The organism is Burkholderia sp. FW306-1C-G01B (assembly GCF_058781685.1).
The window spans coordinates 390022-404682 of sequence record NZ_JBYSWZ010000004.1; the positions used below are offsets into that span (position 1 = coordinate 390022).

Sequence of the window (14661 nt, forward strand, 5' to 3'; positions counted from 1 at the left end):
TTAGACGAACGGGCGAATCTGCTGCCAGCCTTGGCCGGCGCGGGTTTTCAGCGGATTCGCGACGCGTCGGCCGAGGCGGTCGAAGCAAGCGTGCGATCCGGCCCCGTCGTGCAGCGTCGACAGGTACGATCGGCGGCAACGGCGAGGTAAGATCAGCTTTATGGCTGTACGGATCAAAACACTTGGCCGTCACGGGGAAGCGTCATGGATCTGAAGGAAGTCGACGTATTGGGTGCGGGTGTGGGCGATCACTGGTACTACGCGTCGAAGGCGAGCGCGATCCGTCGGTTCCTGGGCGGGGCGGGCGCGAACCGGATACTCGACGTCGGTGCAGGCTCCGGCTTCTTCTCGAAGCACTTGCTCGAACGCACGCAGGCGACGGAAGCGTGGTGTGTCGATACGAGCTACGCCGACGATACCGACGAAGAGACGGCCGGCAAACCCATCCACTTTCGGCGGTCCGTCGAGCGATTCGATGCCGATCTCGTTCTGCTGATGGACGTGCTCGAGCATGTCGACGACGATGTCGGGCTGCTGGCGCAGTATGTGAAGGGGGCGCCTCCGGGCAGCCGGTTCCTGATCACGGTTCCCGCGTTCCAGTTCCTCTGGAGCGGCCATGACGATTTTCTCGAGCACAAGCGCAGGTACACGCTCGGCGGTCTCGAGGATGTGGTTCGTCGTGCGGGGCTCGACGTCGAACGCGGCGCCTATTACTTCGGCCTCACGTTTCCGCTCGCGGCAGCGCTGCGGCTGGGCGAGCGGGCGCGTCGGCATCCACGCGAGCCGGCGTCGCAATTGCGTCGGCACCATCCGCTCGTCAACGGCTTGCTCAAGACGATCTGTCGCGTCGAGTTGCCGATGTTCCGGTTCAACCGCGTTGCCGGCCTGACGGTCATCTGCGTTGCGCGCAAGCGGTGAATGCGATGCGGACGCCGTGCAGTGGGAGCGCAGATCGCGCCAGCATGCGCGGCTTCACTCGTATCGGCACCGGCACGCCAAAAAATTTCACAAGAACATTCACAAAATGCATGCGACCCGATTCTAAATCGGAAAAGTGTCTGTTATAATTTTCTTCTTTCGGGGCGTAGCGCAGCCTGGTAGCGTACCTGCATGGGGTGCAGGTGGTCGGAGGTTCAAATCCTCTCGCCCCGACCAGACAAGAACCCGCGTCAGTTCATGCTGACGCGGGTTTTTTCTTGCCGGTCGCTTTTTTGCACATCGCGGCGCGGCCCCGGTAAAATGCAAGGTTGATCCACGGAAAGCGCCGTGATTTAGCGGAAGAGGATTCCCCGAACATGACTGATCTTCGTCTTACCATGCGGTTCGCTGCAGTGCTCGCCACTGGCGCGCTCGTCGCCGGTTGCGGTACGTCGTCGCCCACGAAAGTGGACTACAAGAGCGATTCGAAATCGAAGGAAGCGTCGCTCGCAGTGCCGCCCAACATGCTCGACGAGACGGCCGATCAGCGTTCGCTGCCGCCCCAGGGCGGCGCGACTTCCCTGTCTGCGCTTCAGCAGGTCCAGCAGGCGGCGCCTGCACTGGACACCGTCGCGCCAGCCGTGGCCGGCATGCATATCCAGCGCGACGGCACCGAGAGCTGGCTCGTGATCGACGGCAAGCAGCCGGCCGCCATCTGGCCGCAGGTGCGTCGTTTCTGGCAGGAGCAGGGCTTCCTGCTCGTCGTTGACCAGCGCGACAAGGGCGTGATGGAAACCGACTGGAACGAAACCCATCCGCAGATCAACGACGGCCTGATCCGCAGCGTGATCTCGAAGGCGATGGGCAACTCGTACGTGACGGCCGAGCGCAACAAGTACCGCACGCGTCTCGATTCGGCACCGAGCGGCGGCACCTACGTGTTCATCAGCCAGAAGGGGATGCGCGAGGCGATCACCGGCGCGAACAACGATTCGAGCAAGTGGGAGCCGAAGCCGAACGATCCGGCACTCGAGACCGAATACCTGAAGCGGCTGATGGCCGTGCTCGCGCAGAACGAGCAGCGTGCGAAGAACGGCGAGCCGCCGATCGCGAACATCAAGGACAACGAGGTGCCGAAGGACAAGAAGGCCGACGCCGACGCATCGTCGAAGGCTGCCGCCGCGATCGCCGCGCAGAACGTCTCGCGCACGTCGGCGCAGGGTAACGATGCGGCCGACGCGGCAGTGCCGTCCGAAGTCACGCTCGGCGAGCCGTACGACCGATCGTGGCTGCACGTCGGTCTCGCGCTCGATCGCGCGAACTTCACGGTCGACGATCGCGATCGCTCGAAGGGGTTGTATTTCGTGCGCTATGTCGATCCGAAGGACCTGAGCTCGGCCGAGCAGGGCTTCTGGAGCCAGCTGTTCCACGGCAAGAAGGAAAAGCAGGCGAAGCAGTACCGCGTCAACGTGAAGGCGCTCACGGCCGACCAGACGCGCGTCGCGGTCGTCGACGATTCGGGTTCTATCGACACGTCGTCGGCGGCTCGTCAGATCATGGGGCTGCTCGTGAATCAGCTCCGCTGATCCCGACGTTTCCCCGCATCCGTGCAAAGCCCGCCATTCGGCGGGCTTTTTTTATGGCCGCTCGCCGGCGTGCGGCTTGTGCGAGAGGTTCGGTCCCCCATCGTGACGTTACGTAACATCCGTGCGTTACGGCGGCAGAACACGTGTCACATTGTTGTCGACCGAAAAATTATCCTTATGAATCAACGGTATGGCCGGTGTTCGATGCTTGGCACGCAAACTGCTTTATATGTTGGAATCGTTAGAGCAGGGAGGATGGCGTCAGATGCCGGGCGAGCGTCGCGAGCGCTCGATCAACGGTCTCGACGTTTTCAAATGCCGGCACGACAAGTGCCGGCGCAACTGATGACGATCCGTGCGCCAGCGCGCGGATCTCGATGGCCCCGTCGCCTATCCTCGTAGGGCGACGGTTTCGCCCGCGCTTCTCCGAAGCGCGGGCTATTTTTTTGGCCGTCGCGTAGTGCTGCATCGGCGTGGCCGATGCACGATGCGTGATTCGCGTATTCTCGGAATTTTTTGGATGAAGGAGTCGGGAATGGCGGAAATTGCAGTCGTGGCGCTGATCGTCGCGAAGCCGGGCGCCGAGGACAAGCTGCGCACCGCGCTCGAAGGGATCGTCGAGCCGACCCGCAACGAAGCCGGTGCCTTGCAGTACGACCTGCACCGGGATCTGAAGGAGCCCGCTCGGTTCGTGTTCGTCGAGCGCTGGGAGAGCGAGGAGGCGCTGGCCGCCCATGCGCGTTCCGCGCACATTCTCGCTTATCGCGAAGCGGCCGCGGACTGGATCGAAAGTTCCGAAATCCGCGTGCTGTCGAAGCTCGTCTGAGCAGGGTGGGGCGACCGGACGTGTCCGGTCGCAGTAGCGCGTCAGTGCGACGTGCCGGGTACGTCGAGGATCAGGATGATCGTCCAGTCGGCGTCGCCGTCGTGATGATACTGGCGCTCGGCAACGATGAACGGTTGCTGCTTGCCTTGCGGGCCGAGGAAGAGCACGTCGCCCTCCATCGGCAGGCACTCGATCGGCGGCAGCGCCAGGAATGCGTCGGCCGAGCCGCGGGGCATCAGTTGCTTGATCTGGCGAGTGGCGGCTTCGGTCCACTCGATGTCGAGTTGAATGTTGCTCATGCTGTCCTCCGCACCGGGGTGCGCACGGGTGGAAAATTTCGGTGCGCGACTTTAGCACAGCGCGCGGGCGCCGCAACCAAAAAAGCCGAACCCGGTCGCCCGGATTCGGCTTTTCGCTTGTGCGGTACCGCCGAACTTACTGGCTGGCAGCTTCTGCCGGAGCGGCCTTGGCAGCCTTTTTGCCGGCCTTCTTCGCTGCAGCCTTGTGGTGAGCAGCCTTCTTGCCGTGGTGATGCTCTTCCTGCATCGCCGGCTGAGCGGCTTCAGCCGCTTGTTGCTGCTGCAGCGCCTGTGCGCGCTGCTCGATCTCGGAGATCTTGGCCGGATCGGTAATGGTCTTGATTTCCGTGCTCTCTTGCGCATACGCTGCGCCAGTCAGCGCCGACATCGCTACCAGGATAGCCAGGGACGTCTTCTTCATTGCTTTACCTCCGCTAAGTGGTGATGAACCCGAATGTTGCCGTGTTGTCTGGCGACTGCAAACGAGTGCGTGTCGAGTGTAACAAAAGTGACGGATCAATGTGCACCGGATCTTGGCGCGACGCAAGGCCGCGTTGAAGTCGCGCAACACTTCGCGCACTTCGTCACGCGCCTGCCATCCTGGGCAGTGCTGCCATTCCGCTCCCCTTCCCGCGCAGTTGTCAGAACCACCCGAGCCATCGGTAGACGTGGAATTGCGCGATGCCGACCAGCTCGTGCAGCGCCTGCTCGGCGTTGGCCACATTGCGCCAGCGTGGCAGCCAGCCCGTTTGCGCGCGCCGGCGATTCGCATAAACGGGCTGCGGATCGATGCCGAATCGACGGAAATCGAGCAGGGCGCGGCGCATCTGATACGACGAGGTGACGAGAATGCGTGCGTCGTCATACTGTGGGCGTAGTATAGACGCAGTGAATTTCGCGTTTTCGTAGGTTGTGCGGCTGTTCGGTTCGAGAACGAGGTCGCCGGGGGCGACGCCCTCCGCGACGAGCTGGCGTCCGTATACGGCCGCCTCGGTTTCGCCATGATGCTGCGGGTCGCCGCCCGACATCAACACGGTGCAGCGCTCGGCCTGCTGCCGGCACACGCGATAAAGCGCCGCCACCTTGTGGATGCGCGCCATGCCGTCGGGCGGCGGCTGCAGCCCGGAGTCGGTGCGGCGCGTGCCGGCGCCGATGAGAATCAGCGTGGTTCGCCCATGCATGTCCGGGTGCTCGACCGGCACGACGCCCGCCTCGCTCCACGCGATCAGCGGCGCGGTGAGCCAGCCTGTCGCGAGCAGCCAGAACAGCGCAACGGCGGCGATCGAGATGACTCGTCGCCGCTTGCGGCAGAGCATGAAACAGATGAAGAGAAGTACAAATGAATCGAACAGAATCAATTTGATTGGGGTATGGTGTCTTTTTATGGACGGCTGACGATCCGGCCCTGAAGCGACGCCGAACGTCGGCCTCCAGAATCGGTGGCGGTATCGGCGGGCGGAGACCCTGCCCGGCGCACCGCTTCGCATTGTCGCTGCACTTTAAGAAAGAATCGAGATGGCCACGTATTCCAACGAAGCGGTGCTCGACGCATTGAGACGAGTGCAGTACCGCCAGGTACCGTGGGCACGCCGCCCGGGCGTGTTCGAGTATCTCCGTTCGCTCGGGCTGATGGACACGGTCAGGCAGAAGACCGTTGCCCCCGCGCCGGGTTTTCACGCACCGGTGGACATCGCCGTGCTGACCGACAGTGGTCGAGCCGAATTTTCGCGCCTCGAGCGCGACGAGAAATTACTTTCCTGGACCGATCGCCGCATGGACGACTACGCATTGAGCGAAGCCAGCGCCGTGGCGATTCTCGAAAGCCGCCTGTAGTGGCAGGCCATCCCGCCTCGGGCGTCGCCGCGCAAGCAGGCGACGTCAAAAAAAAGCCCGTATCGCGAGGATACGGGCGTACCGGATACTTTTGCTGTTGCCACGCTGTGCTCATGGCAACGATGTGACTCGTCGCATGCGGCGCAGTTCCCGAAAGCGGGCATTTTCTTCGACGATATCCTGAAATTGGCAGGACTACGGATGGCGCGGCATGTCGGACGGCTGCGAGCCGATGCGCGCACGCGCATTGCTGGCGATGTCGCCGCGCAGGTCGCCGCGCGGCACGGTTTGCCGGCCGGACGGGGCGGCAGACGGCGGCTGGCGGAGAGTATTGCGGTGATCCTGCTGGCGATGAGGCGGTTTCGCGCGATCGTCGGCGTGAACTGGAGCGGTCAGCGCCAGGGAAATGACAATGCCGCATGCGACGAGCAGTGACATTGGTCTCATGGCGGGGCTCCCTTCAAGCCGTCGGCGCGGCCTGTTGATATTTCGCTAAGGTAAGCGTGGGAGTGCAGGCTTGCTGTAAATATTGGTAAATAGTTGTATCGCGGCACGACAACGGTATTCGACAGCAATGCAGGCGCCGCGAAAAGGTCGCGTCGCGGAAAGAAACCGGGCGGCCGAAGCCGCCCGGTCGAGCATTCGTTACGCCATCTTGACGGGCGCGCGCCAGGATTCCGGATTGGTCCAGAAGGCGCCGCGCAGCCGGTCGCGGCTCGGCGGTGCGGGCGGCTTTGCGGCGCTCGCGCCGATGCGCCCGCGCAGCGAGATCTGCCGGCCGCTCGTGCCGAGCCGCTTCACGATTTCGGCGAGCGTGCCGTCCGCCTGCCATTCGTCGAAGCGACGGCGGCAGGTCGGCGGCGACGGATAGCGGCCCGGCAGCTTCGACCAGCCTTCACCCGTCGACAGCACCCACAACACGGCGTTTACCACCGAGCGTGCTTCCACCCGGGGGCGGCCGCGCCGTTCACTCCGTGCGGGTTCCGAGCAAAACAGACCCTCGACCAGCGCCCACTCGTTATCTCTCAAATCGTCGAACAGCATCATGTCCTCACCTCAGCGAAGCTAACTCCGGTGCGCTGCCCTGCGCCGCGCACTCTTCAAGCACTCGATCGTCGAGTGCCGGGTGGGGGCGTCCGGTTGGCCGGCAGCGGCGTTTCTGCCTTTCCATCCGACGAAACCTACGCCCTGTGCGCCAGGTAATGCACGAAGCGTGCCACGTCGGAGGCGAATCCCTCGAGAGCCGCTTGGCAGCGAGCTAACGGCTAAGTCAGCTAGGGGCGTATAAGACGCCAAAATAACCCGCCAGCAAATCGGGACAATCACCAATCTTGTGCAGTTCGCCCGTGCTGCGTGCGTTTGCTTGTGTATTGCACCGCAGCGAAACATGTGCGGCTGGTGCCGGATTCGCGCATCGAAGCCGGATTCACGCATTAAAATCGTGCATCGATATCGACGATTGATGAGGTCAGGAGATGAACGTCACGCTGCGCCAGCTTCGCGTATTCATCGAGGTAGCGCGGCTCAAGAGCTTCAGTCGCGCGGGCGACGAGATCGGGCTCACGCAGTCCGCGGTCAGCCGCTGCGTGCGAGAGCTCGAGGCCGAGCTTGGGCTGAAGTTGATCGACCGCACGACGCGCGACGTGCAACTCACCGACGTCGGCGCGAACCTGATCGCGAGCGTGTCGCGTCTGATCGACGATCTCGACGACACGCTGCGCGAGATTCGCGAGATCGGCGAGCAGCGCCGCGGGCGCGTGATCGTCGCGGCGAGCCCGACGATCGCCTGCAGGCTGATGCCGCGCGTGGTTGCATCGTGCGAGCGCCAGTTTCCGTTCGTGACGCTTGGCCTGCGAGACGACGTGCAGAGCGACGTGCTGCGCAAGGTGAAGTCGAGCGAAGTCGATTTCGGCGTCGTGATCGGGCCGCTTACGGTCGCCGATCTCGTCTGCGAACCGCTGATGACCGATTCGTTCTGCCTCGTCGCGCGTGCCGATCATCCGCTCGCGGCGCGTTCCGAGGTGCCGTGGACGGCGCTGGACGGCGAGCGCCTCGTGCTCCTCGATCACGCGTCGGGAAGCCGGCCGCTGATCGATGCCGCGCTGGCCGCCCATCATGTCAATGCGACGGTGATGCAGGAGCTCGGGCATTCGGCGACCGTGTTCGGGCTCGTTGAGGCCGGCGTCGGCGTGAGCGTGCAGCCGTGGCTGTCGCTGCCGCTGCCGGCCGGCTCGACACTCGTCGCGCGGCCGCTCACGCCGCGCACCGAGCGCACGGTCGAACTGGTGCGTCGCCGCGACAGGTCGTTGTCGCCCGCGGCGCAGGCGATCTGGGAACTCGTGCGGCAGATGCCGGCGAGGGCGGAAGACCTCGACTGACGTGCGCGGAAGCGACGCGGCCCGGCTTGCGGGCCGGTACACTACGCGGATCGTGTTCCTGGGCGGTGGTTCTCGATGACGCATTCCGCAGGTTTTTCCCCGACGACCGATGAGCCGGCGGCGCGCGCCGCGGTGCATGCGCTGCGTCCGTCGCTGATTCGTGAGGTGGCGAACGCCGGCTTCGGCGTGCCTGACATGCTGCCGTTCTGGTTCGGCGAGTCCGATCGCGTGACGCCGGATTTCATCCGCGACGCCGCGGCAGCGGCGCTGCGCGACGGCGCGACCTTCTACACGTACAACCTCGGCACTGCGCCGCTGCGCGACGCGATTGCGGCCTACGTGAGCGCGCGTCATGGTGCGACGGCGGCCGACACGGTCGCCGTGACGAGTTCGGGCGTGAACGCGCTGATGCTGGCCGCGCAGATGCTGGTCGGCCCGGGCGAGCGTGTCGTCGCGGTTACGCCGCTGTGGCCGAATCTCGTCGAGATTCCGAAGATCCTCGGCGCGCGGGTCGAATGCGTGCCGCTCGGCTATGGCGACGCGGGCTGGCAGCTCGATGTCGAGCGGCTGCTCGCCGCGCTGACGCCCGATACGCGGATGCTGCTGGTCAACTCGCCGAACAATCCGACCGGCTGGACGATGTCGCGCGATGATCAGCGGGCCGTGCTTGCCCATTGTCGCCGTCACGGCATCTGGCTGGTCGCCGACGAGGTGTACGAACGGCTTGCGTTCGGCGACGGCGGCGCGCCGTCGTTCCTCGATATCGCATCGCGCGACGAGCGGGTCGTTGTCGTGAATTCGTTCTCGAAGGCGTGGGCGATGACGGGCTGGCGGCTGGGATGGCTCATTGCGCCTGCATCGGTGATGGGCGATCTGTCGAAGCTCGTCGAATACAACACGTCGTGCGCGCCGGGCTTCGTGCAGGCCGCGGGCGAGGTCGCGCTGCGGGACGGCGAGCCGTTCGTGCGGTCGTTCGTCGCGGCGCTGCGCGAAGCGCGCGATTACCTGGTCGCCGCGCTGCGGACGCTGCCGGGCGTCGAGGTGCCGCCTCCACCGGGCGCGATGTACCTGTTTCTGCGCCTGCCGGGCGCGGCCGACAGTCTCGCGTTCTGCAAGACGCTGGTGCGAGATGCGGGGCTCGGCCTTGCGCCCGGGCGGGCATTCGGCCCGGAGGGGGAAGGATTCGTGCGCTGGTGCTACGCATGCGATCCGGCACGACTCGACGCGGGCGTCGAGCGGCTGCGCCGGTTCCTCGCGCGCGGCGCGGCTGCCCGTTGAAGCAGGGCCGGAGCGGGCGCGGCGCACTGGCGGCGGGTCAATCTGCTCATCTTTACGCACCGGGCAATTTTGCGTAATATGGCGCTCAGTCACGCGGTTCCGTCGTTGAGCCGTGCTGTTCCGTCCGGTTTGGGCCTGGCCTGAAGTTGGTTCGCCGCCCCCGGTTCGTGCTCCCATCAATATGACCGATCAGAATCGGGCGAGCGCGTCTTCCGTTCCTTTCGTCTGTTTGTTGATCCGGTTCGTTTGACCACAGGGTCTGGCCTAGCTGCATGAATACCCAAGAGGCGAAGATCGTCCTCGAGACTGCTTTGATCTGCGCGCAGGAACCGCTGAAGCTCGGCGATTTGCGCAAGCTCTTTGCCGACGGCGTGTCGGCTGACACGGTCCGCACGTTGCTCGAAGATCTGAAACAGGATTGGTCCGGCCGCGGCGTCGAACTGGTGGCGCTGGCGACCGGATGGCGCTTCCAGAGCAAGCCGGCGATGCGTCACTATCTGGACCGCCTGCATCCCGAGAAGCCGCCGAAATATTCGCGCGCGGTGCTCGAAACGCTCGCGATCATCGCGTACCGGCAGCCCGTCACGCGCGGCGACATCGAAGAGATTCGCGGCGTCACGGTCAATACGCAGGTGGTCAAGCAACTCGAGGATCGCGGCTGGATCGAGGTGATCGGTCATCGTGACGTGCCGGGGCGTCCGGCGCTGTATGCGACGACCAAGCAGTTCCTCGACGATCTCGGCCTGAAGGCGCTGGACGAGTTGCCAGCGCTCGAGGAGCCGGCCGCGAACATCGAGGCCGCGCTGCTTGCGCAGCACGCAATGGACTTCGACGGCGGCGTACCGGTTGCCGACGACACGCCGCAAGCCGGTGACGCAGCAGACGATGTGCCGCAGGCGCAGGCGGATGAAGCGTCTACCGGCCAATTGGCCGAATTGCCGGGGGATGTCGCGTCGACGCAGGAAATGCCGAACCGCGATACGCTCGATGCTGATCGCCGGCAAACGGAACAAACCGAACAGGTTGGCGCCGAAGCAGTGCCGACCGATGTGCAGCCCGAGCCGTTGCGCGCGGATCGGAGCGAGGAAGATCGCAAGCCGGCCGCCGAAGCGGCTGCCGGAGACGGAGCGGAAGCGGCCGGCGACATGCCCGGCGAGGTTGGCCAGGCCGACGCCTCCCGTTCCCGTCCCGCGGACGGCGAGATGCTGGACGACACGTCCGACAGTCTCGCCGATGCCGTACGAAGCGCCAGTGCGCCCATCGGCGCCGACGCGCTGCCGGACGACGAAGCAGAACCCGAACAGCGTCGCGCCTGAACGCGGCCAACTTCTTGCCGCGCCCGCGCCGGGCGCGAGACCTGACATTTTGAGGTTGTTTTGACAGATATCCACGATATTGAATCGTCCGCGCCTGCCGAGCAGGCAGCGCGTGCCGACGATGCACCGGAGCAGGACGCTTCGGCCGCGGGTGGCGACGAGCGTCCCCGCCGCGGTTTGCGGCGAGGCCCGCGCAGCCTGATCGCGCGGCGTCGCGCGGCGGCCAAGTCGAAGGGCGCCGAAGGCGAGCCGCAGGGCGGCGAAGGCGCGGACGCGCAGCCGGCCGAGGCCGTCGAAGCGCAGCCCGCGCGCGCGCCGCGCAAGGAAGGCGCGGCCAAGGGCGGCCGCAAGCCGGCCGGCAAGCGCGAAGGTGCTGCCAAGGGCGGCCAGGGCGGCCGTGGCGGCGCGCCGAAGGCTGAAGGCGGCTCGGCCAAGGCGGAGGGTGATGCGTCCCAGGACGAACTGTTCGCATACGTGACGTCGCCCGCATTCGACGCGGACAACTCCGCGGGCGGCAGCGGCGTGCGTGCGCCGATGCTGCGTCGCGGCCGCAGCCAGCCGGCGAACAAGCGCGTGCTGTCGCCGGACGACGACGCGCCGAAGCTGCACAAGGTGCTGGCGGAAGCGGGCATGGGCTCGCGTCGCGAAATGGAAGAGCTGATCGTCGCCGGCCGCGTGTCGGTGAACGGCGAGCCCGCGCACATCGGTCAGCGCATCATGCCGACCGACCAGGTGCGGATCAACGGCAAGCCGGTCAAGCGCAAGCTGCCGAACAAGCCGCCGCGCGTGCTGCTGTACCACAAGCCGACGGGCGAAATCGTCAGCCATGCGGATCCGGAAGGCCGTCCGTCGGTGTTCGACCGCCTGCCGCCGATGAAGACGGCGAAATGGCTTGCGGTGGGCCGCCTCGACTTCAATACCGAAGGTCTGCTGATGCTGACGACGTCGGGCGACCTCGCGAACCGCTTCATGCATCCGCGCTACAGCGTCGAGCGCGAGTACGCGGTGCGGGTGGTCGGCGAGCTCACCGAAGGCAACCGGCAGAAGCTGCTGCACGGCGTCGAGCTGGACGACGGCCCCGCCAATTTCCTGCGCATCCGCGATGGCGGCGGCGAAGGCACGAACCACTGGTATCACGTCGCGCTGGCCGAAGGCCGCAACCGCGAAGTGCGCCGGATGTTCGAGGCGGCCGGCCTGATGGTGAGCCGCCTGATCCGTACGCGTCACGGCCCGATCCCGCTGCCGCGCGGTCTGAAGCGTGGCCGCTGGGAGGAGCTCGACGACGCGCAGGTGCGCAAGCTGATGGCGACCGTCGGCCTGAAGGCGCCGTCCGAGGAGAAAGGCAAGCGCGGCGGTGCCGGCCAGGCAGAGCGCCGCCAGCCCGATCCGATGCTGACGTCGATGGGCTTCATCAGTCGCGAGCCGGTGCTGACGACGCACGGGCAGCTCGACCAGCCGCGCCGTGGCGGTGGCCGTCGCGGCGGGCCGGGTCTGCCCGGCCTGAGCGGCTACGGCAGCCTGCCGGTTGCGCCGTCAGGCTACGGCAATCGTGCTGGCGGCGGCCGCGACGGCAACCGCTCGGGCGGCGGCGGCCGAGATGGCAACCGCTCTGGCGGCGGCCGTGATGTCGACGGCAATCGAGCGTCGTACGGCGCGGGCCCCAAGCGTGAGGGCCCGGCGGGCGGCAAGCGAGGCGGCAGCAAGGGCGGCAATCGCAATCCGAACGGCAATCGTGCCGAAGGCGCCGGCAACAGCGGCGGCCCGCGCGGCGGCGGCCCGCGTCCGCAGCGCAGCCGCACGCGCAGCCGCTAAGCGTGTCGCGGCGTGCGGCAGGATCGGCATCCGTCCGGTTTTGTCGGCGCGACGCGTTGCGTTTTTTGATTGCGACTGTATATATATGCCGCGTGCCGCTGGATGGCAGCCGGCATGCCCGATCTCCGGTGCGGCCGGATTGCGCCGGTTGATCGGGTAGCCAGATTTCGCATTTTCGGCCCGTAAAGGCAGTCGAAACGCTGCATTCACCGGCTGGCTTGGCGTTTGCGCCAAAAATCGCTATAATCGCGGAGTCGCTGGGCGTACGGATTCAATGTGCGGCTCAGGTGCGACCACCAGTAAGAAAGATGGGCGTTCCGCCCATTTTTTTTTGCTGAAACGGTTAGGCATCTCGGGTAGCGCTTCCTGCGCCGGCTAAGGCGCGCGCCCGCGGGTGAATCGCGAGCGGCGGGCGCGAACACCTGAGAGGACACTGTGCAACTGACGGAACTGATAGAAACCACGGTCACCGGGCTCGGCTACGAGCTGGTGGATCTCGAGCGCACCGGGCGCGGCATGCTTTGCATCTACATCGATCAGCCTGCCGGCATCTCGCTCGAAGATTGCGAAAAGGTCACGCGTCAGCTCCAGCACGTCTTGACGGTCGAAAACATCGATTACGAACGGCTCGAAGTCTCGTCCCCGGGGCTCGACCGCCCGTTGAAGAAGCTGGCCGACTTCGAGCGCTTCGCCGGCAGCGAAGTTTCCGTGACCTTGAAAAAGCCGCTGGACGGGCGCAAGACGTACCGGGGCATTCTGCACGCGCCGAATGGCGAAACGATCGGTTTGGAATTTGAAGGGAAGAAGGGCGAGGCGGCCATGCTGGATTTCACGCTGGCCGATATCGACAAAGCCCGCCTGATTCCGCAAGTTGACTTTAGGAGCCGCAAATAATGAGTCGCGAAGTGTTGATGCTGGTGGATGCGCTGGCGCGCGAGAAAAACGTCGACAAGGATGTGGTGCTGGGCGCCCTCGAGGCTGCGCTCGCCTCCGCTTCCAAGAAGCTGTTCGACGAAGGCGCCGAAATCCGCGTCCATATCGATCGCGAAAGCGGCGAGCACGAAACCTTCCGTCGCTGGCTCGTCGTGCCCGACGAGGCAGGCTTGCAGGAGCCGGATCGCGAGATCCTGCTGTTCGAAGCACGTGAGCAGAAGCCCGACGTCGAAGTCGGCGAATATGTCGAGGAACCCGTACCGTCGATCGAGTTCGGTCGCATCGGCGCGCAGGCCGCGAAGCAGGTGATCCTGCAGAAGGTGCGCGACGCGGAGCGCGAGCAGATCCTGAACGATTACCTCGAGCGCGGCGAAAAGATCATGACGGGCACGGTGAAGCGCCTCGACAAGGGCAACTTCATCGTCGAATCGGGCCGTGTCGAAGCGCTGCTGCGCCGCGACCAGCTGATCCCGAAGGAAAACCTGCGCGTGGGCGACCGCGTGCGCGCGTACATCGCGAAGGTCGACCGCACCGCGCGCGGCCCGCAGATCGAGCTGTCGCGCACGGCGCCCGAGTTCCTGATGAAGCTGTTCGAGATGGAAGTGCCGGAAATCGAGCAGGGCCTGCTCGAGATCAAGGCAGCGGCCCGCGACCCGGGCGTGCGCGCAAAGATCGGCGTCATCGCGTACGACAAGCGGATCGATCCGATCGGCACCTGCGTCGGCATTCGCGGCTCGCGCGTGCAGGCCGTGCGCAACGAGCTCGGTGGCGAAAACATCGACATCGTGCTATGGTCGGAGGATCCCGCCCAGTTCGTGATCGGCGCGCTCGCGCCGGCAGCTGTCCAGTCGATCGTCGTCGATGAAGAAAAGCACTCGATGGACGTCGTCGTCGACGAGAACGAGCTGGCTGTCGCGATCGGCCGCAGCGGTCAGAACGTTCGCCTTGCCGGCGAGTTGACCGGCTGGCAGATCAACATCATGACGCCGGACGAATCCGCCCTGAAGCAGGGTGAAGAGCGCGACCGGCTGCGTGCGCTGTTCATGGCGCGTCTCGACGTCGACGAAGAAGTTGCCGACATCCTGATCGACGAAGGCTTCACGAGCCTCGAAGAGATCGCGTACGTGCCGCTCAACGAAATGCTCGAAATCGAGGCGTTCGACGAGGACACCGTGCACGAACTGCGCAACCGCGCACGCGACGCGCTGTTGACGATGGCCATCGCGAACGAAGAAAAGGTCGAGAACGCAGCGCTGGATCTGAAGAGCCTCGACGGCGTCACGCCGGAGCTGCTCGCGAAGCTGGCCGAACATGGTGTGCAGACGCGAGACGATCTCGCCGAGCTTGCAGTGGATGAACTGGTCGACCTGACCGGGATGGAAGAGGATGCCGCTAAGGCGTTGATCATGAAAGCACGTGAACACTGGTTCCAGTGAGAAATGACCATGGCGCACTGATTTGATGGCGGCCGTATGGCCTGAC

General features: G+C 65.2%; 15 protein-coding genes, 1 tRNA gene and 1 pseudogene. 11 read left to right on the plus strand and 6 right to left on the minus strand.

Features of this window, described 5'->3' with window-relative positions:
* Nucleotides 1–204 precede the first annotated feature (204 nt).
* From AC3WLY_RS11315 to bamC, 3 genes are all read left to right on the plus strand, one after another.
* A complete protein-coding gene (locus AC3WLY_RS11315; RefSeq protein ID WP_034184016.1) occupies nucleotides 205–918 on the plus strand; it encodes a class I SAM-dependent methyltransferase in 714 nt (237 codons plus the stop codon).
* Nucleotides 919–1078: 160 nt separating this feature from the next.
* Nucleotides 1079–1155, plus strand: a tRNA-Pro gene (locus tag AC3WLY_RS11320).
* 140 nt (nucleotides 1156–1295) lie between these two features.
* A complete protein-coding gene (bamC, locus tag AC3WLY_RS11325) occupies nucleotides 1296–2504 on the plus strand; it encodes an NlpB/DapX family lipoprotein (RefSeq protein WP_425132956.1) in 1209 nt (402 codons plus the stop codon).
* A 241-nt stretch (nucleotides 2505–2745) separates the two neighbouring features.
* Here bamC and AC3WLY_RS11330 read toward each other — a convergent pair whose 3' ends face one another.
* Nucleotides 2746–2973 carry a hypothetical protein gene (locus AC3WLY_RS11330; RefSeq protein ID WP_310134492.1) on the minus strand — a complete coding sequence of 76 codons (228 nt, stop codon included), beginning with the start codon at nucleotides 2971–2973 and terminating at the stop codon, nucleotides 2746–2748.
* 66 nt (nucleotides 2974–3039) lie between these two features.
* Here AC3WLY_RS11330 and AC3WLY_RS11335 point away from each other — a divergent pair, with 66 nt between their 5' ends.
* Nucleotides 3040–3330, plus strand: a complete 291-nt coding sequence (locus AC3WLY_RS11335) for a putative quinol monooxygenase (RefSeq protein WP_131948517.1) — start codon at nucleotides 3040–3042, stop codon at nucleotides 3328–3330.
* A gap of 41 nt (nucleotides 3331–3371) precedes the next feature.
* On the opposite strand, the gene AC3WLY_RS11340 is transcribed toward AC3WLY_RS11335, so the two are convergent.
* The 3 genes from AC3WLY_RS11340 to AC3WLY_RS11350 all read right to left on the minus strand — a co-directional run bounded on the left by AC3WLY_RS11340 (nucleotide 3372) and on the right by AC3WLY_RS11350 (nucleotide 4987).
* Nucleotides 3372–3629: a hypothetical protein gene (locus AC3WLY_RS11340; RefSeq protein WP_034184019.1), complete on the minus strand. Its 258-nt coding sequence runs from the start codon at nucleotides 3627–3629 to the stop codon at nucleotides 3372–3374.
* Nucleotides 3630–3765: 136 nt separating this feature from the next.
* Nucleotides 3766–4050, minus strand: coding sequence for a hypothetical protein (locus AC3WLY_RS11345; RefSeq protein ID WP_034184020.1), 285 nt, complete (start codon nucleotides 4048–4050; stop codon nucleotides 3766–3768).
* A 220-nt stretch (nucleotides 4051–4270) separates the two neighbouring features.
* Nucleotides 4271–4987: a YdcF family protein gene (locus AC3WLY_RS11350; protein ID WP_175961566.1), complete on the minus strand. Its 717-nt coding sequence runs from the start codon at nucleotides 4985–4987 to the stop codon at nucleotides 4271–4273.
* A gap of 157 nt (nucleotides 4988–5144) precedes the next feature.
* Between AC3WLY_RS11350 and AC3WLY_RS11355 the strand changes: the two genes are divergently transcribed.
* On the plus strand, nucleotides 5145–5462 hold the full coding sequence (locus AC3WLY_RS11355) for a hypothetical protein (RefSeq protein WP_006495354.1): 318 nt from the start codon (nucleotides 5145–5147) through the stop codon (nucleotides 5460–5462).
* Nucleotides 5463–5657: 195 nt separating this feature from the next.
* On the opposite strand, the gene AC3WLY_RS11360 is transcribed toward AC3WLY_RS11355, so the two are convergent.
* Nucleotides 5658–5909: a hypothetical protein gene (locus tag AC3WLY_RS11360; protein WP_244137326.1), complete on the minus strand. Its 252-nt coding sequence runs from the start codon at nucleotides 5907–5909 to the stop codon at nucleotides 5658–5660.
* 201 nt (nucleotides 5910–6110) lie between these two features.
* Nucleotides 6111–6506: pseudogene (locus AC3WLY_RS11365) on the minus strand (transposase); the annotation flags it as partial.
* Between the two features lie 431 nt (nucleotides 6507–6937).
* On the opposite strand from AC3WLY_RS11365, the gene AC3WLY_RS11370 reads away from it, so the two are divergent.
* From AC3WLY_RS11370 to nusA, 6 genes are all read left to right on the plus strand, one after another.
* Complete coding sequence (locus AC3WLY_RS11370; RefSeq protein ID WP_034184023.1) at nucleotides 6938–7840, plus strand: LysR family transcriptional regulator; 903 nt, start codon at nucleotides 6938–6940, stop codon at nucleotides 7838–7840.
* Between the two features lie 75 nt (nucleotides 7841–7915).
* Nucleotides 7916–9118, plus strand: a complete 1203-nt coding sequence (locus AC3WLY_RS11375) for a pyridoxal phosphate-dependent aminotransferase (RefSeq protein WP_492310290.1) — start codon at nucleotides 7916–7918, stop codon at nucleotides 9116–9118.
* Between the two features lie 272 nt (nucleotides 9119–9390).
* Complete coding sequence (gene scpB / locus AC3WLY_RS11380) at nucleotides 9391–10434, plus strand: SMC-Scp complex subunit ScpB (RefSeq protein ID WP_175961563.1); 1044 nt, start codon at nucleotides 9391–9393, stop codon at nucleotides 10432–10434.
* 60 nt (nucleotides 10435–10494) lie between these two features.
* A complete protein-coding gene (gene rluB / locus AC3WLY_RS11385) occupies nucleotides 10495–12246 on the plus strand; it encodes a 23S rRNA pseudouridine(2605) synthase RluB (RefSeq protein ID WP_492310291.1) in 1752 nt (583 codons plus the stop codon).
* Nucleotides 12247–12681: 435 nt separating this feature from the next.
* Entirely contained in the window at nucleotides 12682–13140 is a 459-nt protein-coding gene (rimP, locus tag AC3WLY_RS11390; RefSeq protein ID WP_011351796.1) for a ribosome maturation factor RimP, read from the plus strand.
* Nucleotides 13140–14615 (plus strand): transcription termination factor NusA, encoded by a 1476-nt coding sequence (nusA, locus tag AC3WLY_RS11395; RefSeq protein WP_034184027.1) that lies wholly within the window; start codon nucleotides 13140–13142, stop codon nucleotides 14613–14615. Before rimP ends, nusA begins: the two co-directional genes overlap by 1 nt.
* Nucleotides 14616–14661 lie beyond the last annotated feature (46 nt).

Excerpts from the sequence above, each read along its gene's own strand:
- AC3WLY_RS11370 (WP_034184023.1), top strand. The coding sequence starts at position 6,938 with ATGAACGTCACGCTGCGCCAGCTTCGCGTATTCATCGAGGTAGCGCGG.
- scpB (WP_175961563.1), top strand. The coding sequence starts at position 9,391 with ATGAATACCCAAGAGGCGAAGATCGTCCTCGAGACTGCTTTGATCTGC.
- AC3WLY_RS11340 (WP_034184019.1), bottom strand. The coding sequence starts at position 3,629 with ATGAGCAACATTCAACTCGACATCGAGTGGACCGAAGCCGCCACTCGC.
- AC3WLY_RS11335 (WP_131948517.1), top strand. The coding sequence starts at position 3,040 with ATGGCGGAAATTGCAGTCGTGGCGCTGATCGTCGCGAAGCCGGGCGCC.
- AC3WLY_RS11360 (WP_244137326.1), bottom strand. The coding sequence starts at position 5,909 with ATGAGACCAATGTCACTGCTCGTCGCATGCGGCATTGTCATTTCCCTG.
- bamC (WP_425132956.1), top strand. The coding sequence starts at position 1,296 with ATGACTGATCTTCGTCTTACCATGCGGTTCGCTGCAGTGCTCGCCACT.
- nusA (WP_034184027.1), top strand. The coding sequence starts at position 13,140 with ATGAGTCGCGAAGTGTTGATGCTGGTGGATGCGCTGGCGCGCGAGAAA.
- AC3WLY_RS11375 (WP_492310290.1), top strand. The coding sequence starts at position 7,916 with ATGACGCATTCCGCAGGTTTTTCCCCGACGACCGATGAGCCGGCGGCG.
- AC3WLY_RS11345 (WP_034184020.1), bottom strand. The coding sequence starts at position 4,050 with ATGAAGAAGACGTCCCTGGCTATCCTGGTAGCGATGTCGGCGCTGACT.
- AC3WLY_RS11355 (WP_006495354.1), top strand. The coding sequence starts at position 5,145 with ATGGCCACGTATTCCAACGAAGCGGTGCTCGACGCATTGAGACGAGTG.
- AC3WLY_RS11315 (WP_034184016.1), top strand. The coding sequence starts at position 205 with ATGGATCTGAAGGAAGTCGACGTATTGGGTGCGGGTGTGGGCGATCAC.
- AC3WLY_RS11330 (WP_310134492.1), bottom strand. The coding sequence starts at position 2,973 with ATGCAGCACTACGCGACGGCCAAAAAAATAGCCCGCGCTTCGGAGAAG.